This is a genomic window from Pseudomonas sp. Pseu.R1 (assembly GCF_045764065.1).
GTDB lineage: Bacteria > Pseudomonadota > Gammaproteobacteria > Pseudomonadales > Pseudomonadaceae > Aquipseudomonas.
Genome location: NZ_JBJGEE020000001.1, coordinates 1,916,396 through 1,937,325 on the forward strand (window position 1 = coordinate 1,916,396; position 20,930 = coordinate 1,937,325).

General features: G+C 60.1%; 15 protein-coding genes and 4 tRNA genes. 7 read left to right on the forward strand and 12 right to left on the reverse strand.

Annotation, left to right across the window (positions count from 1 at the left end; genetic code table 11):
• The first annotated feature begins 113 nt into the window (after positions 1 to 113).
• The 3 genes from ACI5GA_RS08950 to ACI5GA_RS08960 are packed head-to-tail and all read left to right on the forward strand — an operon-like array spanning position 114 to position 3,690.
• Positions 114 to 1,124 (forward strand): ABC transporter substrate-binding protein, encoded by a 1,011-nt coding sequence (locus ACI5GA_RS08950; RefSeq protein ID WP_404638966.1) that lies wholly within the window; start codon positions 114 to 116, stop codon positions 1,122 to 1,124.
• Between the two features lie 26 nt (positions 1,125 to 1,150).
• Positions 1,151 to 2,518 (forward strand): LLM class flavin-dependent oxidoreductase, encoded by a 1,368-nt coding sequence (locus ACI5GA_RS08955; protein WP_421422589.1) that lies wholly within the window; start codon positions 1,151 to 1,153, stop codon positions 2,516 to 2,518.
• Positions 2,515 to 3,690, forward strand: coding sequence for an acyl-CoA dehydrogenase family protein (locus ACI5GA_RS08960; RefSeq protein ID WP_421422590.1), 1,176 nt, complete (start codon positions 2,515 to 2,517; stop codon positions 3,688 to 3,690). Before ACI5GA_RS08955 ends, ACI5GA_RS08960 begins: the two co-directional genes overlap by 4 nt.
• 64 nt (positions 3,691 to 3,754) lie before the next feature.
• Here ACI5GA_RS08960 and ACI5GA_RS08965 read toward each other — a convergent pair.
• The 4 genes from ACI5GA_RS08965 to ACI5GA_RS08980 form a co-directional block, all read right to left on the reverse strand.
• Positions 3,755 to 3,830: transfer RNA gene (locus ACI5GA_RS08965), tRNA-Gly, on the reverse strand.
• A 4-nt stretch (positions 3,831 to 3,834) separates the two neighbouring features.
• Positions 3,835 to 3,910: transfer RNA gene (locus ACI5GA_RS08970), tRNA-Glu, on the reverse strand.
• 102 nt (positions 3,911 to 4,012) lie between these two features.
• Positions 4,013 to 4,088 (reverse strand) — tRNA-Gly (locus ACI5GA_RS08975).
• 2 nt (positions 4,089 to 4,090) lie between these two features.
• Positions 4,091 to 4,166 (reverse strand) — tRNA-Glu (locus tag ACI5GA_RS08980).
• Positions 4,167 to 4,430: 264 nt separating this feature from the next.
• On the opposite strand from ACI5GA_RS08980, the gene ACI5GA_RS08985 reads away from it, so the two are divergent.
• Positions 4,431 to 5,204 (forward strand): hypothetical protein, encoded by a 774-nt coding sequence (locus ACI5GA_RS08985; RefSeq protein ID WP_404638972.1) that lies wholly within the window; start codon positions 4,431 to 4,433, stop codon positions 5,202 to 5,204.
• Between the two features lie 106 nt (positions 5,205 to 5,310).
• Here the strand turns inward: ACI5GA_RS08985 and ACI5GA_RS08990 are convergent, their stop codons facing one another.
• Both ACI5GA_RS08990 and ACI5GA_RS08995 read right to left on the reverse strand, forming a co-directional pair.
• A complete protein-coding gene (locus tag ACI5GA_RS08990; RefSeq protein ID WP_404638974.1) occupies positions 5,311 to 7,182 on the reverse strand; it encodes an MFS transporter in 1,872 nt (623 codons plus the stop codon).
• Positions 7,183 to 7,528: 346 nt separating this feature from the next.
• Positions 7,529 to 8,674, reverse strand: coding sequence for a TDT family transporter (locus tag ACI5GA_RS08995; RefSeq protein WP_421422591.1), 1,146 nt, complete (start codon positions 8,672 to 8,674; stop codon positions 7,529 to 7,531).
• A 327-nt stretch (positions 8,675 to 9,001) separates the two neighbouring features.
• Here ACI5GA_RS08995 and ACI5GA_RS09000 point away from each other — a divergent pair, with 327 nt between their 5' ends.
• Entirely contained in the window at positions 9,002 to 12,475 is a 3,474-nt protein-coding gene (locus tag ACI5GA_RS09000) for a NahK/ErcS family hybrid sensor histidine kinase/response regulator (protein ID WP_421422592.1), read from the forward strand.
• Positions 12,476 to 12,590: 115 nt separating this feature from the next.
• Here ACI5GA_RS09000 and ACI5GA_RS09005 read toward each other — a convergent pair whose 3' ends face one another.
• The 6 genes from ACI5GA_RS09005 to cysK all read right to left on the reverse strand — a co-directional run bounded on the left by ACI5GA_RS09005 (position 12,591) and on the right by cysK (position 18,576).
• Positions 12,591 to 13,445: a DMT family transporter gene (locus ACI5GA_RS09005; protein WP_421422593.1), complete on the reverse strand. Its 855-nt coding sequence runs from the start codon at positions 13,443 to 13,445 to the stop codon at positions 12,591 to 12,593.
• 105 nt (positions 13,446 to 13,550) lie between these two features.
• On the reverse strand, positions 13,551 to 13,718 hold the full coding sequence (locus ACI5GA_RS09010; RefSeq protein WP_404638982.1) for a hypothetical protein: 168 nt from the start codon (positions 13,716 to 13,718) through the stop codon (positions 13,551 to 13,553).
• Between the two features lie 116 nt (positions 13,719 to 13,834).
• Positions 13,835 to 15,244 (reverse strand): alginate export family protein, encoded by a 1,410-nt coding sequence (locus ACI5GA_RS09015; RefSeq protein ID WP_421422594.1) that lies wholly within the window; start codon positions 15,242 to 15,244, stop codon positions 13,835 to 13,837.
• 3 nt (positions 15,245 to 15,247) lie between these two features.
• The gene (locus ACI5GA_RS09020) at positions 15,248 to 16,111 is read right to left on the reverse strand and encodes a glyoxalase (RefSeq protein ID WP_421425457.1); all 864 of its coding nucleotides are present in this window, start codon (positions 16,109 to 16,111) and stop codon (positions 15,248 to 15,250) included.
• A gap of 207 nt (positions 16,112 to 16,318) precedes the next feature.
• Positions 16,319 to 17,257, reverse strand: a complete 939-nt coding sequence (locus ACI5GA_RS09025) for an aspartyl/asparaginyl beta-hydroxylase domain-containing protein (protein ID WP_404638986.1) — start codon at positions 17,255 to 17,257, stop codon at positions 16,319 to 16,321.
• 344 nt (positions 17,258 to 17,601) lie between these two features.
• On the reverse strand, positions 17,602 to 18,576 hold the full coding sequence (cysK, locus tag ACI5GA_RS09030; RefSeq protein WP_404639145.1) for a cysteine synthase A: 975 nt from the start codon (positions 18,574 to 18,576) through the stop codon (positions 17,602 to 17,604).
• 157 nt (positions 18,577 to 18,733) lie between these two features.
• On the opposite strand from cysK, the gene ACI5GA_RS09035 reads away from it, so the two are divergent.
• Complete coding sequence (locus ACI5GA_RS09035) at positions 18,734 to 19,810, forward strand: DUF748 domain-containing protein (RefSeq protein WP_421422595.1); 1,077 nt, start codon at positions 18,734 to 18,736, stop codon at positions 19,808 to 19,810.
• A gap of 270 nt (positions 19,811 to 20,080) precedes the next feature.
• Entirely contained in the window at positions 20,081 to 20,926 is an 846-nt protein-coding gene (locus ACI5GA_RS09040; protein ID WP_081567723.1) for an AAA family ATPase, read from the forward strand.
• The last annotated feature ends 4 nt before the right edge of the window (positions 20,927 to 20,930 follow it).

Genomic DNA, 20,930 nt, shown 5'->3' on the forward strand with positions numbered 1-20,930 from the left:
GCAAGCCGGCTCCCACAAGAACGGCGTCTAACTCAAACACACTTACAACGCTATGCCGACCCCTTCTCCAGGCGGAGGCTGCCTACCTGACTTCAAGCCTGGAGAACACGACCATGTTCACCCTGTTTCCACCCCTGCGCCGACGCAAGCCATGGCTGCTCGGCGCGCTGTTCGCCCTGTCTTTCACTCAATTCGCCCACGCTGCCGAAGCCCTGCAACCGCTGCTGGTGGCCAACCAGAAATCCGCGCTGAAGGTCCTGCTGGACGTCTCCGGCGAGCTGAAAAACGTTCCCTACGAAATCAAGTTCTCCGAATTCCCCTCTGCTTCTCCACTCGGTGAAGCGTTGAACGCGGGCGCTGTCGATGTCGGCGCGCTGGGCGATGCGCCCTACGTCTTCGCCCTGGGCGCGGGCGGTCCGTTGAAGGTGATCAGCATCACCCACGTCAACGGGCGCTACACCACCGCGCTGATCGTACGCAATGATTCGCCGATCCAGTCCGTGGCCGACCTCAAAGGCAAACGCATCGTCACCGGGCGTGGATCCATCGGCCATTATCTGGCGATTCGTGCGCTCAACGAGGCCGGGCTGAAAACCAGCGATGTCAGCTTCGTCTATCTATTACCGAGCGAATCGCGACTGATCCTCGACAACGGCGACGCCGACGCCTGGGCCACCTGGGCGCCGTATACCACAGTCGCCACACAGAACGGCGCGCGCATCCTGCCCAACGGCCCGGACCTGCTGACCAACCACTCCTACCTCGCGGCCACGAGCAAGGCCATCACGGAAAAACGTGCGCAACTGGATGATTTCGTCGTGCGTCTGGACCGCGCCTATCGCTGGGTCAACGCCCATCCCAAGGAATACGCGGCGGCGCAGGCCAAGGTCACGGGGCTGCCCGTCGAGGTCCATCTGGCGGTCAATCAAGACACAAAAATGGAGCGTGTCAGCATTGATGACAACGTGATCCAGGGGCTGCAAAACACCGCCGACATCTACGAGCGCGAAGGCATCCTCAACAAGCACGTCGACGTATCCCACGGCTTCGATCCCCAATTCAACGCCATTCGCCTGGCCGCCGAACAGGCTGCCGAGAAAACCGATTCACAAGCGGCACGCTGAGCGGCCAGGAAAAGGAGAGCATTCCCATGAGCACACCTCGTCAACTCAAACTCGGCGCGATGGTTCACGGTGTCGGCCACGGCTGGGGCGAGTGGCGCCACCCGGATGCCGTCGCCGACGCGAGTACCAATTTCCAGTGGTACAAGGATCAGGCGCAGTTGGCAGAGAACGCGAAATTCGACTTCGTGTTCATCGCCGACAGCCTGCACATTCACGAGAAATCCAGCCCGCACTACCTCAACCGTTTCGAACCGTTGACCATCCTGTCGGCGCTGGCGGCCACGACCTCGAAGATCGGCCTGGTGGCCACCGTCACGGTCAGTTACACCGAACCCTTTCAAGTGGCTCGACAGCTTTCCTCGCTGGACCACATCAGCGGCGGGCGCGCGGGCTGGAACATCGTGACCTCCTGGCTCAGCGGCACCGCCGACAACTTCAGCAAGGCCGAACACCCGCCCCACGCTGTGCGCTATCGCATCGCCAAGGAGCATGTGGCGACGGTCAAAGGGCTGTGGGATTCCTGGGAGGATGATGCGCTCACGCGCAACAAGCAGACCGGTGAGTTTTTCGACCGCAGCAAGCTGCATACGCTGAACCACAAGGGCGAGTTCTTTCAGGTCAAGGGGCCGCTGAACATCTCTCGCTCCCGTCAGGGGCAGCCAGTGTTGTTTCAGGCGGGGACCTCGGAGGACGGTCGCAACTTTGCCGCTGAATATTCCGACGCGATTTTCGTCCATGCCGAGTCGTTCGAAGAGTCGAAGGCCTACTACGCCGACCTCAAACGTCGGGCCAAAGGCTTTGGCCGCAACCCGGACACGCTGTCGATCCTGCCGGGCATCCGCCCCATCGTCGGTCGCAACCCTGAAGAAGTGGAACACCGTTATCAGCAAGCCGTGGACCTTGTGAGCATCGAAGACGCTATCGTCGCCCTCGGTCGCCCGTTCAATGACCATGATTTCAGCCAATACCCATTGGACGTCCCGTTTCCCGACCTGGGCGATCTGGGGTCCAACAGCCAGAAAGGCGGCTCGGACCGCATCAAAAAGCAGGCCCGAGAGCACAACCTGACGTTGCGCGAGGTGGCACTGGACTTTTCCCGCCCCCGCCGTGAATTCGTCGGCACTGCGGAACAGGTCGCCGATCAGATTCAGCACTGGTTCGAGAACGGCGCCAGCGACGGGTTCATCATCAATTCGCTGCTGCCGGACGGCCTGAAATACTTCACCGAGCTGGTGATTCCCGTGTTGCAAAAGCGTGGACTGCAACGCAGCGAATACACAGGCTCTACCCTGCGCGAGCATTTCGGTCTTGAGTTTCCGGTCAATCGCTACACCGCCGCGCGAGACGACCAGACGTCGCTTGCCCCATCCCATAAAGCGCAGGTTTCAGCATGAACGCCGGATTGAACCGACGCACCGCGTTTATCGAACCGGAACAGGCTTTCACCGAACGCTTGCAGCGCCTTTCGGCGCAGTTTGCAAACACCGCACAACGCTACGACGAGAGTGGCGAATTCCCACATGACAACTTCCGTTTGCTGCATGAACACAAGTTGCTCGGCCTGACCGTCCCCACTGCGCTGGGTGGCGGCGGTGCGGATCTCAAACAGGCGCAGCAGGTCATCAGCGCCGTGGCCCGGGGCGAGCCGTCTACCGCGCTGATTCTGGTGATGCAATATTTGCAACACGCACGGCTGCACCAGACACCCCACTGGCCAGAGCACTTGCGTCGGCAAGTGGGACTGGACGCCGTTCATCATGGCGCGTTGCTGAATGCGTTACGGGTCGAGCCTGATCTGGGTTCCCCCTCACGTGGCGGGTTGCCTGCCACGACCGCGCGCCGCACGGATGAGGGGTGGCGAATCAGTGGCCGGAAAATCTACTCCACCGGCAGCCACGGCCTGACGTGGTTCAACGTCTGGGCACGCAGCGACGATGACGAGCCGTTGGTGGGGGTCTGGCTGGTGCGCAAGGACAGTCCAGGCGTGCGCATCATCGAGGATTGGGATCACTTGGGCATGCGCGCGACGTGCAGCCATGAAGTGGTGTTCGACGACGTGCTGGTGCCGCTGGATCACGCCGTCAACGTCAACCCGGCCAGCGCTCCCCAGCCGGAACTCGACGCGTCCGGGCAATTGTGGATGTCGGTGTTGCTGTCCTCGGTCTACGACGGCATCGCGCAGTCGGCAAAGGACTGGCTGGTGGATTTCCTCGAAACCCGCACCCCGTCCAACCTCGGTGCATCGCTGTCGACCCTGCCCCGCTTTCAGGAAGCCGTTGGTCACATCGACACGCTGCTGTTCGCCAACCGGACCCTGATCGACTCAGCCACCCACGGCCTGACGCCCGCCCGCCATGCGCCGCAGATCAAGTATCTGGTGACGTCCAACGCCATCCGCGCGGTGGAACTGGCCATTGAGGCCGCTGGTAATCCCGGCCTGTCGCGCAACAACCCATTGCAGCGGCACTACCGCAATGTCGTGTGTGGACGCGTGCACACGCCGCAGAACGATGTGGTGTTGCAGGGGATGGGCAAGGCGGTGTTTGCAGGGCGACGAGATCAATGATGGTGATCACCTAAAACGCGCACAAACAAAAACGCCGCTCTGTTGAGCGGCGTTTTCGTGAATTTGGAGCGGGAAACGAGACTCGAACTCGCGACCCCGACCTTGGCAAGGTCGTGCTCTACCAACTGAGCTATTCCCGCAATATGGCGTCCCCTAGGGGACTCGAACCCCTGTTACCGCCGTGAAAGGGCGGTGTCCTAGGCCACTAGACGAAGGGGACACTGCCTGAAACACCATGGTTTTGTGTTTCAGTTCCAGAAACACACCTTACGATGCTTTCTGGTTTCACTCAGCCTCGCTCAAGAGCAAAGCTGCTTAAAATTGGAGCGGGAAACGAGACTCGAACTCGCGACCCCGACCTTGGCAAGGTCGTGCTCTACCAACTGAGCTATTCCCGCATTGGCGTCCCCTAGGGGACTCGAACCCCTGTTACCGCCGTGAAAGGGCGGTGTCCTAGGCCACTAGACGAAGGGGACACGCTACAACATTCACTCCCTGCTGCGCTTCGCTGTGTGCTTTACGCTGCAAGTGGCGCGCATTCTATGGATCGTTGGTGAGGTCGTCAAGCCCCCAATGAAAATTTATTCAAATCAATGACTTCGCCCTCTAATTCGGTCATGGATGGCCGATACAAAAGGACGGGCAGGCATCTCTATTAATAGACGCGCCGATGACGAGCCTTCCCGCGATAGTGCGTAGCCACTACACTCGGCGCTTATCACTTGATCGAGGCTTGTACGGTGACACCACTCATTATCACCCTGTTGGTTGTAGCAGGCATCGTACTCCTGATCGCGATCGGCTACCTGAACCACGTCGCCGAAAGTAAAAAAGTCGAGCGCGCCCGCACCCTCGTCGAGCTCAATGACCGTCTGCGCCGCTGCAGCGAACTGTCCGAGACCTTCCCCGGCCAGTTGATGAGCCCGGCGCTCAAACTGCTGCTGGTGCGCCTTGAACTGAACGTGGTCAAGCGCCTGATCGCTCTGGAGCGTCGTAACAACCCTGCCATTCAGGAACACGAGACCGAACTGGAAGCGCAGGTGGCGCTGGGCGACAACATCAAGGTCAATAACCCGGTCAGCCCGATTCAGACTGAAGCCAAGGCCAAGGATGTGCGTTTCCTGCTGGAAGCGATGCACGGTCAGGTCACGCGCGCCGCCCACGACGGCTTCCTGCAAACGGCTGAAGCCAAGCACTGGATTCGCGAAATCCGCAACATGCTGGTGTTGCTGCACATTGAGTTCTTCAACAACCTGGGCCAGCAGGCGCTGAATCAGGATCAGCCCGGTCAGGCACGGCTGGCGTTCGAACGGGGTGTGCAGTATTTGAAGAACCAGCCAGAGCCCGCGCCGTGGAAAACGCATTTGCAGGCGATGGAACGTCAGTTGGCGCGGGTCAATGCCATGGTGCTTGACCAGATTGCCCCGACCGATGACGACCAAAACGAGCTGAGCGAAGGCTTGAAGGCGGACGCCGCCGATGCCGAATGGAAGAAAAAGGCCATCTACGATTAATGGCCTGAATCAGGCCTTGCGCTTCGCGGCGACTGCGGACCTTGTAGGAGCGAATGAATTCGCTCCTACAAGGTCGCCACGTTAAAACCTGATATCAGTGGGGCGGTTACCGCACTTCCCCCCTCAACCCCGCCACTCGCTCGCGCACCAACGCAGGCTGGGTATCATCCCCGGCAATCGCGGGCCCGGCGACCAGCGTCACCCGCGACCACAACCGACGAAACACGCCCTTGTTCGGATCGCGGCTGAAGAAGCTGCCCCACAGCCCCTGCAACGCCATCGGAATCACCGGCACGTTGGTTTCTTCCAGAATACGGGTCATGCCACTCTTGAACTCGTCGATATCGCCCGTCGTGGTCAGTTTGCCTTCGGGGAAGATGCACACCAGCTCGCCATCGTTCAGGTATCGAGCAATGCGCTTGAACGCCTGGTCGTAAATCAGCAAATCCTCGCTGCGCCCGGCAATCGGGATCGCGCCTGCGGTGCGGAAGATGAAGTTGAGCACCGGCAAATTGAAAATCTTGTAATACATGACGAAGCGGATCGGTCGACGCACGGAGCCGGCAATCAGCAGCGCGTCGACGAACGACACATGGTTGCAGACCAGCAGCGCTGCGCCTTCGTCAGGGATCTGTTCCAGGTCGCGATGCTCCACGCGGTACATGGAATGGCTGAGCAGCCAGATCATGAAGCGCATGGTGAATTCCGGGACGATCTTGAAGATGTAGGTGTTGACCGCGATGTTCATCAGCGAGATGACGAGGAACAACTGTGGAATCGACAGTTTCACCACGCTGAGGAAGATGATCGAAACGATAGCCGAGACCACCATGAACAGCGCATTGAGGATGTTGTTCGAGGCGATCACCCGCGAGCGCTCTTTCTCCGCCGTGCGCGACTGGATCAAGGCGTACAGCGGCACGATGTAAAAGCCGCCAAAGACGCCAATGCCGAGAATGTCCAGCAACACCCACCACGCTTGGCCATAACCCAACACCGCCAGCCAATTGTTGGCCTGAACGTTTTGCGGGAAGTCGCCGGAATGCCACCACAGCAGCAAACCAAACACGGTCAGGCCCATGGAGCCGAACGGCACCAGACCGATCTCCACTTTGCGCCCGGACAACCGCTCGCAGAGCATGGAACCTGCGGCGATGCCGATGGAGAAGACCGTCAGGATCAGGGTGACGACGGTTTCATCGCCGTAGAGGAATTCCTTGGCGTAGGCCGGGATCTGCGTCAGGTAGATCGCGCCGACGAACCAGAACCAGGAGTTGCCGACAATGGAGCGGGACACCGCTTTGGTCTGCCCCAAGCCGAGTTTCAAGGTCGCCCAGGATTCGCTGAAGATGTTCCAGTTCAGGCGCATGTCCGGCGTTGCTGCAGCCGCAGGAGGAATGCCACGGCTGGCGAGGTAACCCAGACAGGCAACCAGCACCATGGCAATGGAAACAATGGGTGCGTAATGGGTGGCCGACATCATGATCCCGGCGCCAATGGTCCCGGCGAGAATCGCCAGAAAGGTGCCCATTTCCACCAGCCCGTTGCCGCCCACCAGTTCGTTCTCGTGCAGGTGTTGCGGCAGGATCGAGTATTTCACCGGGCCGAACAGTGCCGAATGGGTGCCCATGGCGAACAGGGCCGCGAGCATCAACGACAGGTGATCGAAGAGAAAACCGACAGCGCCGACCACCATGATGCCGATCTCCAGCACCTTGATCATGCGGATCAGCCTGTCTTTGGGGTATTTCTCACCGAACTGCCCGGCCAGCGCCGAGAACAGGAAGAACGGCAGGATGAACAGCAACGCGCAGAGGTTGACGTAAATCGAGCGGTCGCCGTCGATGGTCAGCTTGTAGAGGATGGCAAGGATCAGCGATTGCTTGAAGATGTTGTCGTTGAAGGCCCCGAGGGACTGGGTCACGAAAAACGGCAGGAAGCGCCGCTTGCCCAACAAACTGAACTGCGTCTGACTCATCGTCCATGGTCCTGAATGGCGCCGTTATCGGCTTACTGATTGGAACGCCTTAGCGCTGATCCGAGCCACATTGAAGACGTTGCGCGGTAGATTGTCGATAGCCCCAAATCGGGGCTACAGAAATGTCTGTGGGGGCCGGCTTGCTGGCGATAGCATTGGGTCAGATGCCCCAAAGATGAATGACACACCGCCTTCGCCAGCAAGCCGGCTCCCACAGCGATACGTGTCGAGCCCTGGATTTGTGATTGACGCTGATCCTGTAGGAGCCGCCTTTGGTGGCGAAAGCGATTGACCAGCCAACATAGAATCTCCCACAGGGTGGAACAGTGCAGGCAGAAAAATTCGATCAGGGCTTGAGTCCGGCGATACAAGGAGAAACAAACAGCTCTCCTTTATAAGCCCCCACCACCGTGCGCTTCATGATGACCAGCCACAACGCCGCCAACCCTGCGACCAACACACTGCCGAGCAGCGAGAAAAAGCCCAGATGCAGCACCGCACCCAGCTTCAACGTGGTCAGGGCGAACACGCCCAGCGGAAAGGTGAACCCCCACCAGCCCAGATTGAACGGGATGCCGTTGCGCAGGTATCGAGCCGTGATCAACACCGCCAGCAGCAGCCACCAGACGCCAACGCCCCACAGAACGATGCCGGCGATCAGTCCCAGCCCTGATGCGATCTCGCCTACACCCGCTAGCCCATTGGCGGCAAAGATGGCGGGAGAATCGGCGCCTAACACCATCAAACCGAACGCTCCGGTGCTGATCGGCCCCAGCGCCAGCCAACTCGACGCGGCCATGTTTTCGTGGGGCAGTTTGTGCAGGGCCATGCGCAGCAACAAGATGGTCAGAATGCTGAACGCCACCGGCACTGACAGCGCCCACAGTGCATAACCGGTGATCAAGACGCTGAACTGGCTGTGCGCGTCAGCCAGGTGTGGCGCCAACAACCCTCCGCTGGCCGCTGCCACTTCGGCCGCCACCACTGGCAGCAGCCAGACGGCGGTCATTTGGTCGATGCTGTGCTGTTGACGAGTGAACATCATGAACGGGATCAGTACGCCACAGGCCAGCGACATCGCCACGTCCAGCCACCACAGTGTTTCGGCGAGCGGCAGAACACTGTCGCCCCAGCGTGGCAGGCCGAAGATCAGCAAACCGTTGATGATCGTCGCCAGCCCCATGGGGATCGTGCCGAAGAACATCGAGACCGTCGAATGCCCGAAGATCCGTCGCGCTTCGTCGAAGAACATCACCCAACGGGCGGTGTAGAGGAAGCTGAAGACCAGGAACAGGACGATGTTCAGCATCCACAAGGCTTCAGCCAGTTGAGACAGGCCCGGAATGTAAACGGGAAGCTGCGTCAGCACAGCCGACAGAATCCCGGTGCCCATGGTCGCGGCGAACCAGTTGGGGGTGAATTGACGAATGACTTCCCGCGGGTGGCTCAGTTGGCTGAACGGTTTGCGCGGCATACAAATGGCGTGGCTCATGGACGGCTCCTGTCCTCTTGTGAGGTGATCTCCATGTTATGCCGCTGGCTGATATCGACTAAGCGGGTAATTTCTCTATATGTCATAGATTTTGTAGATATACGAAAAACTCACGGCCGCCCTCGTCTTATGGGAGATTCTATGTTGCCTGGTGAAGGGCATTCGCCACCCCGTTGGCTCCCACAATGATCGCGCTAAGCCAGTGACGGCCCGCGACACCCCGCCGCTCAGACCTTGGTCGAAACAGACGAACGTCACCCGGCGTGCGAGACTGTCTGGCCGGTGAGGGATCGCCGTCGACTGTCATTGCCTGGTTCTGGAGTTGTCATGTCACTGTCCAGCGGTTTGATCGCTGCCGTCGCCCTGGCCTATATGGCCATCATGTTCGCCATCGCCTTCTACGGCGACCGGCGCAGTGGTGCCCTGCCGCCGCGGTTGCGTGCCTGGGTGTACAGCCTGTCGCTGGCGGTGTACTGCACCAGTTGGACCTTCTTCGGCGCAGTCGGCCAGGCGGCCGAGCAGTTGTGGTCGTTCCTGCCGATCTACCTGGGCCCTATCGTGATGATGGTGCTGGCGCCCTGGGTGCTGCAAAAGATGGTGCTGATCAGCAAGCAGGAAAACATCACCTCCATCGCCGACTTCATCGCCGCCCGCTACGGCAAATCCCAGACCCTGGCCGTGGTAGTCGCGCTGATCTGCCTGATCGGCGTATTGCCGTACATCGCGCTGCAACTCAAAGGCATCGTACTGGGGGTGAACATCCTGATCGGCGCAGGTGCTGACGCCACCGGCACCCGCGCACAGGACACCGCGCTGATCGTGTCGCTTGTGCTGGCGCTGTTCACCATCGTGTTCGGCACGCGCAATCTGGACGCCACTGAACACCACCGAGGCATGGTGCTGGCCATCGCGTTCGAGTCGCTGGTCAAGCTGTTCGCATTCATGGCCGTGGGCGTGTTCGTGACCTTCGGCCTCTACGACGGCGTCGACGACCTGTTCAATCAGGCCATGCTGGCGCCGCGTCTGGAGGAATACTGGAAAGAGACCGTCAACTGGCCCTCGATGGTGGTGCAGACCGCCGTCGCGATGATGGCCATCGTCTGCCTGCCGCGACAGTTTCATGTCACGGTGGTGGAAAACATCGAACCCCAGGACCTTCGCCTGGCCAAGTGGGTATTTCCCACTTACCTGCTGCTGGCCGGGCTGTTCGTGGTGCCGATTGCGCTGGCCGGGCAAATGCTGCTGCCCAACTCGGTGTTACCGGACTCCTTCGTCATCAGCGTGCCACTGGCCCACGCCCACCCGGCGCTGGCGATGCTGGCGTTCATCGGTGGCGCGTCGGCGGCAACGGGCATGGTGATCGTCGCCAGTGTCGCGCTGTCGACCATGGTGTCCAACGACATGCTGCTGCCGTGGCTGTTGCGGCGCAAAACCGCCGAGCGGCCGTTCGAAGTGTTTCGTTACTGGATGCTCTCGGTGCGCAGGGTCAGCATTGTTGCCATTCTGCTGCTGGCCTATGTCAGTTATCGCCTGTTGGGCTCGACCGCAAGCCTGGCAACCATCGGCCAGATTGCCTTTGCTGCCATCACTCAACTGGCGCCCGCGATGATCGGCGCGCTGTACTGGAAACCGGCTAACCGCCGTGGCGTGTTCGCCGGGTTGGCGGCCGGGGTGTTCATCTGGTTTTACACGCTGGTTCTGCCGCTGGCCGCCCACAGCATGGGCTGGTCGTTGAGCAGTTTCCCGCTGCTGGCGTGGTTGCACAGCAACCCGTTCAATCTGCCGATTTCACCGCTGACCCAAGGCGTTGTGCTGTCGATGGCGGGCAACTTCGCGTTGTTCGTCTGGGTATCGCTGCTGTCGCGAACTCGCGTTTCCGAACACTGGCAAGCGGGCCGTTTCATTGGCCAGGAGTTGAACGCCCGACCCAACAGCCGCTCGTTGCTGGCCGTGCAGATCGAAGACTTGCTCAAGCTGTCGGCCCGTTTTGTCGGGGAAGAGCGCGCTCAGCAAAGCTTCATCCGCTTCGCCTACCGCCAAGGCAAGGGCTTCAACCCGAACCAGAATGCCAATGGCGAGTGGATCGCTCACACCGAGCGCTTGCTGGCCGGCGTGCTCGGCACGTCTTCGACCCGGGCGGTGGTGAAAGCCGCCATCGAAGGTCGCGACATGCAACTCGAAGACGTGGTACGCATCGCCGACGAAGCCTCTGAAGTGCTGCAATTCAACCGTGCGCTCCTGCAAGGCGCGATCGAGAACATCACTCAAGGCATCAGCGTGGTGGACCAGTCCCTGCGGCTGGTGGCCTGGAACGACCGTTACCTTGAGCTGTTCAATTACCCGGATGGATTGATCAGCGTCGGACGGCCGATTGCCGACATCATTCGCTACAACGCCGAACGCGGTTTGCTGGGGCCGGGTGAGGCAGAGGTCCACGTCGCCCGACGCCTGCACTGGATGCGACAGGGCCGTGCACACACCTCCGAACGCTTGTTCCCCAACGGGCGAGTGATCGAGTTGATCGGCAATCCAATGCCGGGCGGCGGGTTCGTGATGAGCTTCACCGACATCACCGCGTTCCGCGAGGCCGAGCAGGCGCTCAAGGGCGTCAACGAAAGCCTTGAACAGCGCGTGGCCGAACGTACTCGCGAGTTGTCGCAGTTGAACCTGGCGCTGACCGAAGCGAAGGCCCACGCCGAAGCGGCCAACCAGTCGAAAACCCGCTTTCTCGCAGCGGTCAGTCACGACCTGATGCAGCCAATGAATGCCGCGCGGTTGTTCTCGGCGGCACTGCTGCATGTCGATGAGCAAATCCCCGATGAAGCTCAGAAACTGATCCAGCATCTGGACAGCTCGTTGCGCTCCGCCGAAGACCTGATCAGCGATTTGCTGGACATTTCCCGGCTGGAAAACGGCAAGTTCACCCCGACCATCGCGCCCTTCCCGCTTAACAACCTGTTCGACACACTGGGCGCCGAGTTCAAGGCACTGGCTCAGGAGCAAGGCTTGGATTTCCGGGTGCGGGGCAGCCATTTGCGAGTGGCCAGCGATGCCAAGCTGCTGCGCCGGGTGCTACAGAACTTCCTGACCAACGCCTTCCGTTACGCCAAAGGCCCGATTCTCCTGGGCGTGCGGCGCAAGGGGAGCAATCTGAGCCTGGAAGTGTGGGACCGCGGCCCGGGTATCCCGGAAGACAAGCGCCAAGTGATTTTCGAGGAATTCAAACGCCTCGACAGCCATCAGACCCGGGCTGAAAAGGGGTTAGGACTAGGCTTGGCCATCGCCGATGGCCTGTGCCGCGTGTTGGGCCACACGCTCGAAGTTCGCTCATGGCCGGGCAAAGGCAGTGTATTCAGCGTCAACGTGCCGCTGGCCCGTACGCAAACCTTGCAGCAAACGGCGCCGATCGAACCGAAAAAGGCCGCGCTCAATGGCACTCAGGTGCTGTGCATCGACAACGAAGACAGCATTCTCATCGGCATGAACAGCCTGCTCAGCCGCTGGGGCTGTCAGGTGTGGACGGCGCGCAATCGAGACGAATGCCAGACCCTGCTCGACGACGGCATTCGCCCGCATCTGGCGCTGGTGGACTATCACCTGGACCATGGCGAAACCGGCACCGACCTGATGGCCTGGCTGCGCACGCAACTGGGCGAACCGGTGCCCGGCGTGTTGATCAGCGCCGATGGCCGCCCGGAACTGGTGGCACAAGTACACGCTGCCGGGCTGGAATACCTGGCCAAGCCGGTGAAGCCTGCGGCGTTGCGAGCGTTGTTGAGTCGGCATGTGAGCCTGAACTGATTTCACTGCGCGACTGTGTGTAGGAGATTCTATGTTGTCTGCTCAACAGCTTTCGTCGGAGCGCCGCCCGGCCGCCCTCTCACAAAAGGCGCTTAGCGTAAGCCGATAGAGTGCGTTACCTCACCTTCCTGAACACAAACATCAACCCCACCACAATCAACACCATCCCCCACACGCTCAGCAGCGCCAGGCGGTTGCCGAAGATCAGGTAGTCCATGATCGCGGTCACCGCAGGCACCAGATAAAACAGGCTGGTGACGTTGACCAGATTGCCCTGGGCGATCAATCGGTAGAGCAAGAACGTCGCCAGCACCGACACCACCAGCCCCATGTACAGCACTGGCACATAGAACCCGACACTGTGTTCGAAGTGAAACGGCTGGAACGGCACGAACACCGCGCACACCAGTGTCCCGGCGAAATACTGCACAGGCAGCGTGCCAAGCGGGTTGTCGGTGATGCGTTTCTGCATGATCGAGCCGCCCGTCATGGCCAGCATGCCGAGTACGCCGAACGCCATTCCCGCCAATGAGCCGCCGTCACCGATACCCTGAAAGACCACCAGTACCAGCCCGGCCAGCCCCAGGCACAGACCGAACATCCGCGACGCTGAACGGCTGCGCTCCACCAGCACCGCCGTCAGAATCGGCTGCACCCCCATGATGGTCGCCATGACACCCGGTGCGACTTTCATGTCCAGCGCCAGCAGGTAGCAAATCTGATAGGCACCCAACAGCACGGCGCCGGTCATCAGTGCATAACGCATCGATTGGCGCGTGGCAGGCAGTTTGTAACCCAGGCTTGGAATCAGAATCCCCAGCGCGATCAACGCCAGCAAGAAGCGGAACAGCAGAAACGCGAAAGGCGAGGCGTGGGTCAGGCCCCACTTGGAAACGATGGCCCCGCTGCTCCAGAGCAGGACGAACAACGTAGTCGTGGCCAGCGAGGCCAAGGTTTTGTTAGCGAACATGGTGTCACCTGTGATTCAGACAAAATCGGACCCGGCGCAAAAAACCGGATTCACATACGTTTTGTTGGGTGATGCAGGCGAGGATCGACCGCGTCAGGCAGTCGATCAGCCCAGCACAACCACAGCGGGCGGTGCGACAACGCACACGACCGGGCTGCTCACAGGAGAAGGCGGTGGATAACGGGTGATAAAGGCGGCTTGCATGCACACGCGCGCTTCAGCATCCGCAAACGCTGCGGCACTGAATGCGAACGGTGGGCGGGATGCAGGCATTGTCTGCGCCTTTTCGAAAAGAGGGGGTAAATGTTGCGATGTGTTGCAACACCGGGGCCGACTATAACCAGCCACCGGTGCCCGTGCAACAAGCTTTTATGACGATGCGGCCGTGATCACCAACTGAACTTGAGTTCGACGCCCAAATAGTTGCTGTCATGCCCTCCGGCATCGCGCACGGCCTGACCCACATCGTAATGCACCGCCTCGATGGCACCGCTCAGGTTGTTGGTGAACGCGTAATCCGTGCGCACCTGGCCGTAGGCGCCGGTCCAGCGGCTGCCCTGCCCCGCCGTCCCGGCGATGGGGATGTTGGGCTGGACGTACACCGCGTCTTCCGTGGTTTCGCGCCACTGCAAACCGATGGCGGTCTGCACGCTGAGCTTGGCAATCGGCTTGACCGTGATCGACGGCTTCACATGCAGAATGTTCGCGTAACCGGTGTAGCCACCCAGCGAGAAGTAATAGCCGTTGGGGAACAGCGGATTGAACGTGCCCAAGGTCCCGTCACCACTGTGGCGGTCGCCCGACGCGGCATCCAGTTGCAGGCCCAGACGCGGCGTCCAGGTCGTGTCCGCGAAGGTGTAGCCCACCCGACTGCCCGCCGCCCACGCGCGAATGCTTTTGGAACCCACCGAACCGGTCTGCCCCATGGCTTCCAGGTCCCAGTCGTAACCCTCGGCAGCCCCGCCAAGGCGGGCGTCGAAAATGTTCCGGTGCTCGGCGCCGTTGGCGTCCAGGTAGCTGGCCTCATCGCGTTCGAACAGACCGACGTAGGCCGACAGTTCATTACTGCCACCGACCAGTCGTTCGACACGCAGCATGTGGAAACGGAATTCATGGTTGGAGCGATCGTCGAAATGACGCTCGTCCTGATACTGCACCGGTCGGCTGGCGATCCCGATGAAACGCCACAGCCCGGTTTCCCAGTCCGCCCACAGGGCATCGAACGACTGGCGCACGTTCGGGCCGTCGCGGGAGGAAATGAAGCGCTGCAAGTCGAACGCGAAATCCTGCCGACCAACCCGCGCTTTGAAGGTGTTGTCGCCAAATTTATTGATGTATTCGAGAAACGCCAGACGCAGGTCCGTACGGTTCTGGTCGGCAGCACCGATGGTGGTCTTGTCGTAGGCGCGCACGTCTTCAAGCTGGGTGAACAGCCGCCAGTTCTCGTTGAAATGCAGGTCCGTGTGGACCTGAAAACGTTGCAGCAGATAGGCATCGCGCGCGATGTTACGGGTGCCAAAACTGCTGGCGTCGTTCATTTCGAAACGCTCACGCAACGTGCTGCCCAGCGACAGGTACGTTTGCGGGTCGGCCTCGGACAGCGAAATGTATTTGAGGCTGTCCAGCGGCTCGGTTCTGAGGGCCGGGTCCGCCAGGACCGACCAATCCTCCTGCCAGCGATTGGTCTTGATGGCGGGCCGCGAGGCACTGTCGTCGGCATGGGCCTGAGCGCCGATCAGCGGCAGACTCACCGCTAACCAGACGCCGCTCAGGCCCCGACTGAGTCGTCCACTGACCACCGGTCAGCCTGCTTTGGTGAGTTGGTGAATTTCAGCGACGTAGCCGCCCGGAAACTCCACCACCGCCGCTTCGCGGCCTTCACTGGTGAACGGCTCGACGAGGGTCTTCACACCCGCGGCCTTCGCCTTACCCAGTGTCTCTTGCAGGCTGCTGACTTCATAACCCGTGGTGTCATGACCGAACGGATACGGCAGGTGCCCGTCGGTGGCCAGCACGACCATTTTGCCGAACGGCGATTCGATGCGAATGCGCTCGTACGTCACGTCAGCACGACCAATTTCCACGCCCGGCGCCTTTTTCGTGTCGCTCACGATTTTGCCGTGAGAGAACGCCAGGAACGATTTGACGAAGGCCGACGCGCGATCTTTCGAGACGTAGACGCGGTTTTCCGGAATGGTCTGGAACGGCGCATAACTCGGTACTTTGGTGTGCCAGTACAGCTGCATGTTGACGCCGCCCGGCCACTGCACCACAGCATCGCGACCAATCGGATCCGGGAAGTCAGACACGATCACGTCAGCGCCCGCCTTGCGCGCTTCCTTCAGCGCAACGTCCATGTCCTTGACCAGATAGCCGTTACGCTCCTGGCCGAACGGAACCGGGATCGGCGTGGTGAAACCGAACAGCGACACAGTGCCCACGGGCGTCTGGATCAGTTGCGAGGTGGTGCTGCTCGGCACCGGCAGCACGTTGACCACCACTTGCGGGGTGCTCTGGCCGCCGAACGTGGCGGTGAAACTCTGCACGAAACGGTCGACATCTGCCGGGGCGACGTAGACGTGAGAGGTGTCATATTGCGGCGCAACGGCGACCGCGATCGGTGTCGCTTGTGCAAAGGCTGCGGTAGGAGCAACCACGGCGGCCATCGGCCCGGCAAGGCCCAGAACGGTGGCTGAAATCATCAGAAATCGGGCGCGCATGCACATCATCTCCAGGAACGAATAATGCGTTCATGGTCGATGCGCGGGCCTGTGTGAGATTGAATGGACGTGCTATTTCGCCGGAAACGTGCGAGCCAAAAACGACAAAGCGCCGCGACACGACGTGCCGCAGCGCCCTGTTTTAGAAGGGTTTCAGCCGAACAGCCAGTAACCCAGAAGCGTCAGAACGACCACCGCCAGTACCGGACGCAGGATGCGATAGGCCTTGGGGTTGGCGCGCTTGAACTGCTTGACCTTGCCGCTGATCACGTTGCTGAAACGCTTGCTGAAGGCATAGGCCTGGTTAATCCCGCCAACGCGCTCGTCATCCGTGTTCTGCGGCGCCGTCGCACGACCGAGGAAGGCACTGACGCTGCGGTTGATGCGGGTCATGAAACGGTTGCTCAGCGGACGCTCGATATCGCAAAACAGGATGACTCGCGTCACGTCCGTCTCGTTCTTCACCCAGTGCACATAGGTCTCGTCGAACATCACGTCCTCGCCATCGCGCCAGGCGTAGACCTTGCCGTCGACGAAAATCCGGCAATCGTCGGAATTGGGGGTCGACAGGCCCAGGTGATAACGCAGCGAACCGGCGAACGGATCACGATGCGGGTTCAGGTGGCTGCCACCAGGCAACAGCGCGAACATCGCGCCTTTGACGTTGGGGATGCGGCTGACCAGTTCAACGGTTTTCGGGCACAGCGCTTCGGCCGACGGCAGCGGTTTGTCGTACCACTTCAGGTAAAAGCGCTTCCAGCCTTTCTTGAAGAACGAGCCGAAACCGGCGTCATTGTCCTTGGCCGCCGCGCGAATATACCCCTCGTCGAACAGGTGCATGGCTTCGTCACGAATGACTTCCCAGTTGTCCTTGAGCACATCGAGTTCAGGAAACTTGCTGCGGTCCAGATACGGCTTGGACGGCACACTGGAAAACAGGTACATCAACGCGTTATATGGGGCGAACAACGCAGAGTGGTTCACGAACTGGCGCAATACCGGCAACCGCGCCTTGCCACGCAAATGCACGTACAGCGTGCTGCCCAGAAACAGCAGCAGAATCGCCGCCTTGGCAGCGAAAGAAAGGGTCATGAAACTCTCCTTGGAACAGATTGATTCTGTGGAGCACGCTTCTGCCCGAAGGGCGTAGGAGCGTGGCTTGCCAGCGATCGGCTGCACAGCAGTCGTAAAACCTGACACCTCGGTACACCTGACGCAATCGAGTTGTATGGTTTTGCTGGCGCTTCGGGCCAGATCGCGGGTGAACCACGCTCCTACGGGCTGACGCCCAGAATCAAAAGCAGATCGAAGCCAAACATTCTAATCACCACAAAACCCCGCCTCGTGACCTGCATCAGGCCTGCGGCGGGATCTGAATGGCGGCCATCATAAGCCTTCGTCGGCCCGGTAAAAAGCCACAGCGCCTTGCGATACGACTATTGGGTCAGCTCCTGTTCAGTAAACAGGTCGCTGAACAGCATGCTCGACAGGTAACGCTCGCCCGAGTCCGGCAGGATCACGACGATGGTCTTACCCTGCATCTCTGGCTTCTCGGCCAGACGCACCGCTGCCTGCATCGCCGCGCCACAGGAAATCCCGCACAGGATTCCCTCCTCCTGCATCAGCCGCAGCGCCATGGCCTTGGCCTCGTCGTCGCTGACCAGTTCTACCTTGTCGATGATCGACAGGTCGAGGTTTTGCGGGATGAACCCGGCGCCGATGCCCTGAATCTTGTGCGGGCTTGGGGTGATTTCCTGCCCGGCGAGGGCCTGAGTGATAATCGGCGAAACCATTGGCTCGACGGCCACCGACAGAATCGGCTTGCCCTGGGTATTTTTGATGTAGCGCGAAACGCCAGTAATGGTCCCGCCGGTGCCCACGCCTGCAACGAGCACGTCGATGGCGCCGTCGGTATCGTTCCAGATTTCCGGACCGGTGGTTTTCTCGTGAATCGCCGGGTTGGCAGGGTTCTCGAACTGCCCCGGCATGAAGTATTTACCCGGCTCGTTCGCCACCAGCTCTTCGGCCTTGGCAATCGCGCCTTTCATGCCCTTGGCAGGTTCAGTCAAGACCAACTCGGCACCCAGCGCCTTCAACACTTTGCGACGCTCGATGCTCATCGACGCGGGCATGGTCAGCATCAATTTATAACCACGGGCTGCCGCCACGAACGCCAGGCCAATCCCGGTATTACCCGAGGTCGGCTCGACAATGGTCATGCCCGGCTTGAGTTTGCCCTTGCTTTCCGCGTCCCAGATCATGTTCGCGCCGATGCGGCATTTGACCGAATACCCCGGATTACGCCCCTCGATCTTGGCCAGAATCGTGACGCCGCGTGGCGCAAGGCGATTGATCTGCACCAGCGGCGTGTTGCCGATGGAGTGGGCGTTGTCTGCGAAAATACGGCTCATGACCGGGTCCTTGAACAGGTGGCGGAAAAGCTCAAAGCCTATGCCTTGAGCGCGTATCGCGTCCAGTCGAAGCGAACGGATCACCGCGCCGACAGTCAATCCCTTCATGCAGCCCCACTCATTCAGATCAAGCTGGGGCACATCGGAGAACGCTGCCATGAAACGTCGCTATAGCTGGCCGCTGTGGACCGTTGTGGTCCTCGTCGTACTGCTGATCGCCGCGCACATCGCCTTGCCCTACGTGGTGCGCAATTACCTCAATGAAAAACTCGCCGACATGGGCGACTACCGCGGCCACGTGACCGATGTGGACCTGGCGCTATGGCGTGGCGCCTACAAGATCAATGGGCTGAACATTGTCAAAGTGGACGGCAAAGTGCCCGTTCCTCTGCTCAAAGTCCCGCTGATCGACCTCTCGGTCAGTTGGCATTCACTCTGGTACGACCACGCCGTGGTGGCTCAGGTTGCCTTCGTCAGCCCCGAGCTCAACTTCGTCGACGGCGGCGCCGACAAACAGCAATCCCAGACCGGTGCCGGGACCGACTGGCGGGAGCAGTTGAACAAACTGCTGCCCATCACCCTCAACGAAGTGCGCGTCGAAGACGGCAAGATCACCTTCAGCAACTTCAACTCCACCCCGAAAGTGAAAATCGAGGCCGACAAAGTCGATGCCAGCGTCTACAACCTCACCAACGTCGTCGATCAGGCCGGTAAACGCGATGCCCGATTCGAAGGCAAAGCCCTGTTGATGGGCCAGGCGCCGCTGGAGACCAGCGCCACCTTCGACCCGTTCAGCAACTTCGAGGATTTCGATTTCAAACTGCGCGCCACCGACGTACAACTCAAACGCCTGAACGATTTCGCCTCGGCCTACGGCAAATTCGACTTCAACGCAGGCAGCGGCGACATCGTCATCGAAGCCCAGGCCAACAAAGGCCAGCTCAGTGGCTACATCAAACCCCTGCTGCGCGACGTCGACATCTTCAACTGGCAACAGGACGTGGAAAACCAGAACAAAGGTTTCTTCCGCTCGATCTGGGAAGCCATGGTCGGCGCCAGCGAAACCGTGCTCAAAAACCAGCGCAAGAACCAGTTCGCCACCCGCGTCGAACTCAGTGGCAGTGTGCACAAGCAGGACGTCAGCGCGTTTCAGGCATTCTTGCAGATCCTGCGAAACGCCTTCGTGCAGGCGTTTAACACGCGGTATGACAGCGGGAAGAGTGAGGCGAAGTGATCAGTGCTCGCTCTGTAGCAGTCCGGCTTGCTGGTGGTGACGTCCGGCAAATCGCTGCCGTCGGCAAGCCGTACTGCTCCAGAAGGCATCACCTCAGCGACACCTTTGGGTGATCCTGAAAATCAGTCAAACCCCGACCAGCCATTCAGCAACTGAATAAAGGGTCTGCGTTCACAGTCGAGCGGCCTGCGCGTTATAGTCGGCGCATTCTTATGACCATTTTTTTGCCGTGCGGCACTGCGTCCGTACGCCACGTTCGAGGATTTTCCGATGAAGTTCGAAGGCACTCGCGCCTATGTCGCCACCGACGATCTGAAGCTGGCCGTCAACGCGGCGATCACGCTGGAGCGTCCGCTGCTGGTCAAGGGCGAACCCGGCACCGGCAAGACCATGCTCGCCGAGCAACTGGCCGAATCCTTTGGCGCCAAGTTGATCACCTGGCACATCAAATCGACCACCAAGGCCCATCAGGGTCTCTATGAGTACGACGCGGTCAGCCGCCTGCGCGATTCGCAACTGGGCGTCGATAAAGTTCATGACGTGCGCAACTACCTGAAGAAAGGCAAGTTGTGGGAAGCCTTCGAAGCCGAAGAGCGGGTCATCCTGCTGATCGACGAGATCGACAAGGCCGACATCGAATTCCCCAACGACTTGCTGCAAGAACTCGACAAGATGGAGTTCTACGTTTACGAGATCGACGAAACGATCAAGGCGAAAAAACGCCCGATCATCATCATTACCTCGAACAACGAAAAAGAACTGCCGGACGCCTTCCTGCGCCGCTGCTTCTTCCACTACATCGCCTTCCCCGACCGCAACACGTTGCAGCAAATCGTCGACGTGCATTACCCGGACATCAAGAAAGACCTGGTCAGCGAGGCGCTGGATGTGTTCTTCGACGTGCGCAAAGTCCCGGGCCTGAAGAAAAAGCCTTCGACCTCGGAACTGGTGGACTGGTTGAAACTGCTGATGGCCGACAACATCGGCGAAGCCGTACTGCGCGAACGCGACCCGACCAAGGCGATTCCGCCATTGGCCGGGGCCTTGGTGAAAAACGAGCAGGACGTTCAACTGCTTGAGCGGCTGGCGTTCATGAGCCGTCGCGGCAATCGTTGATCCG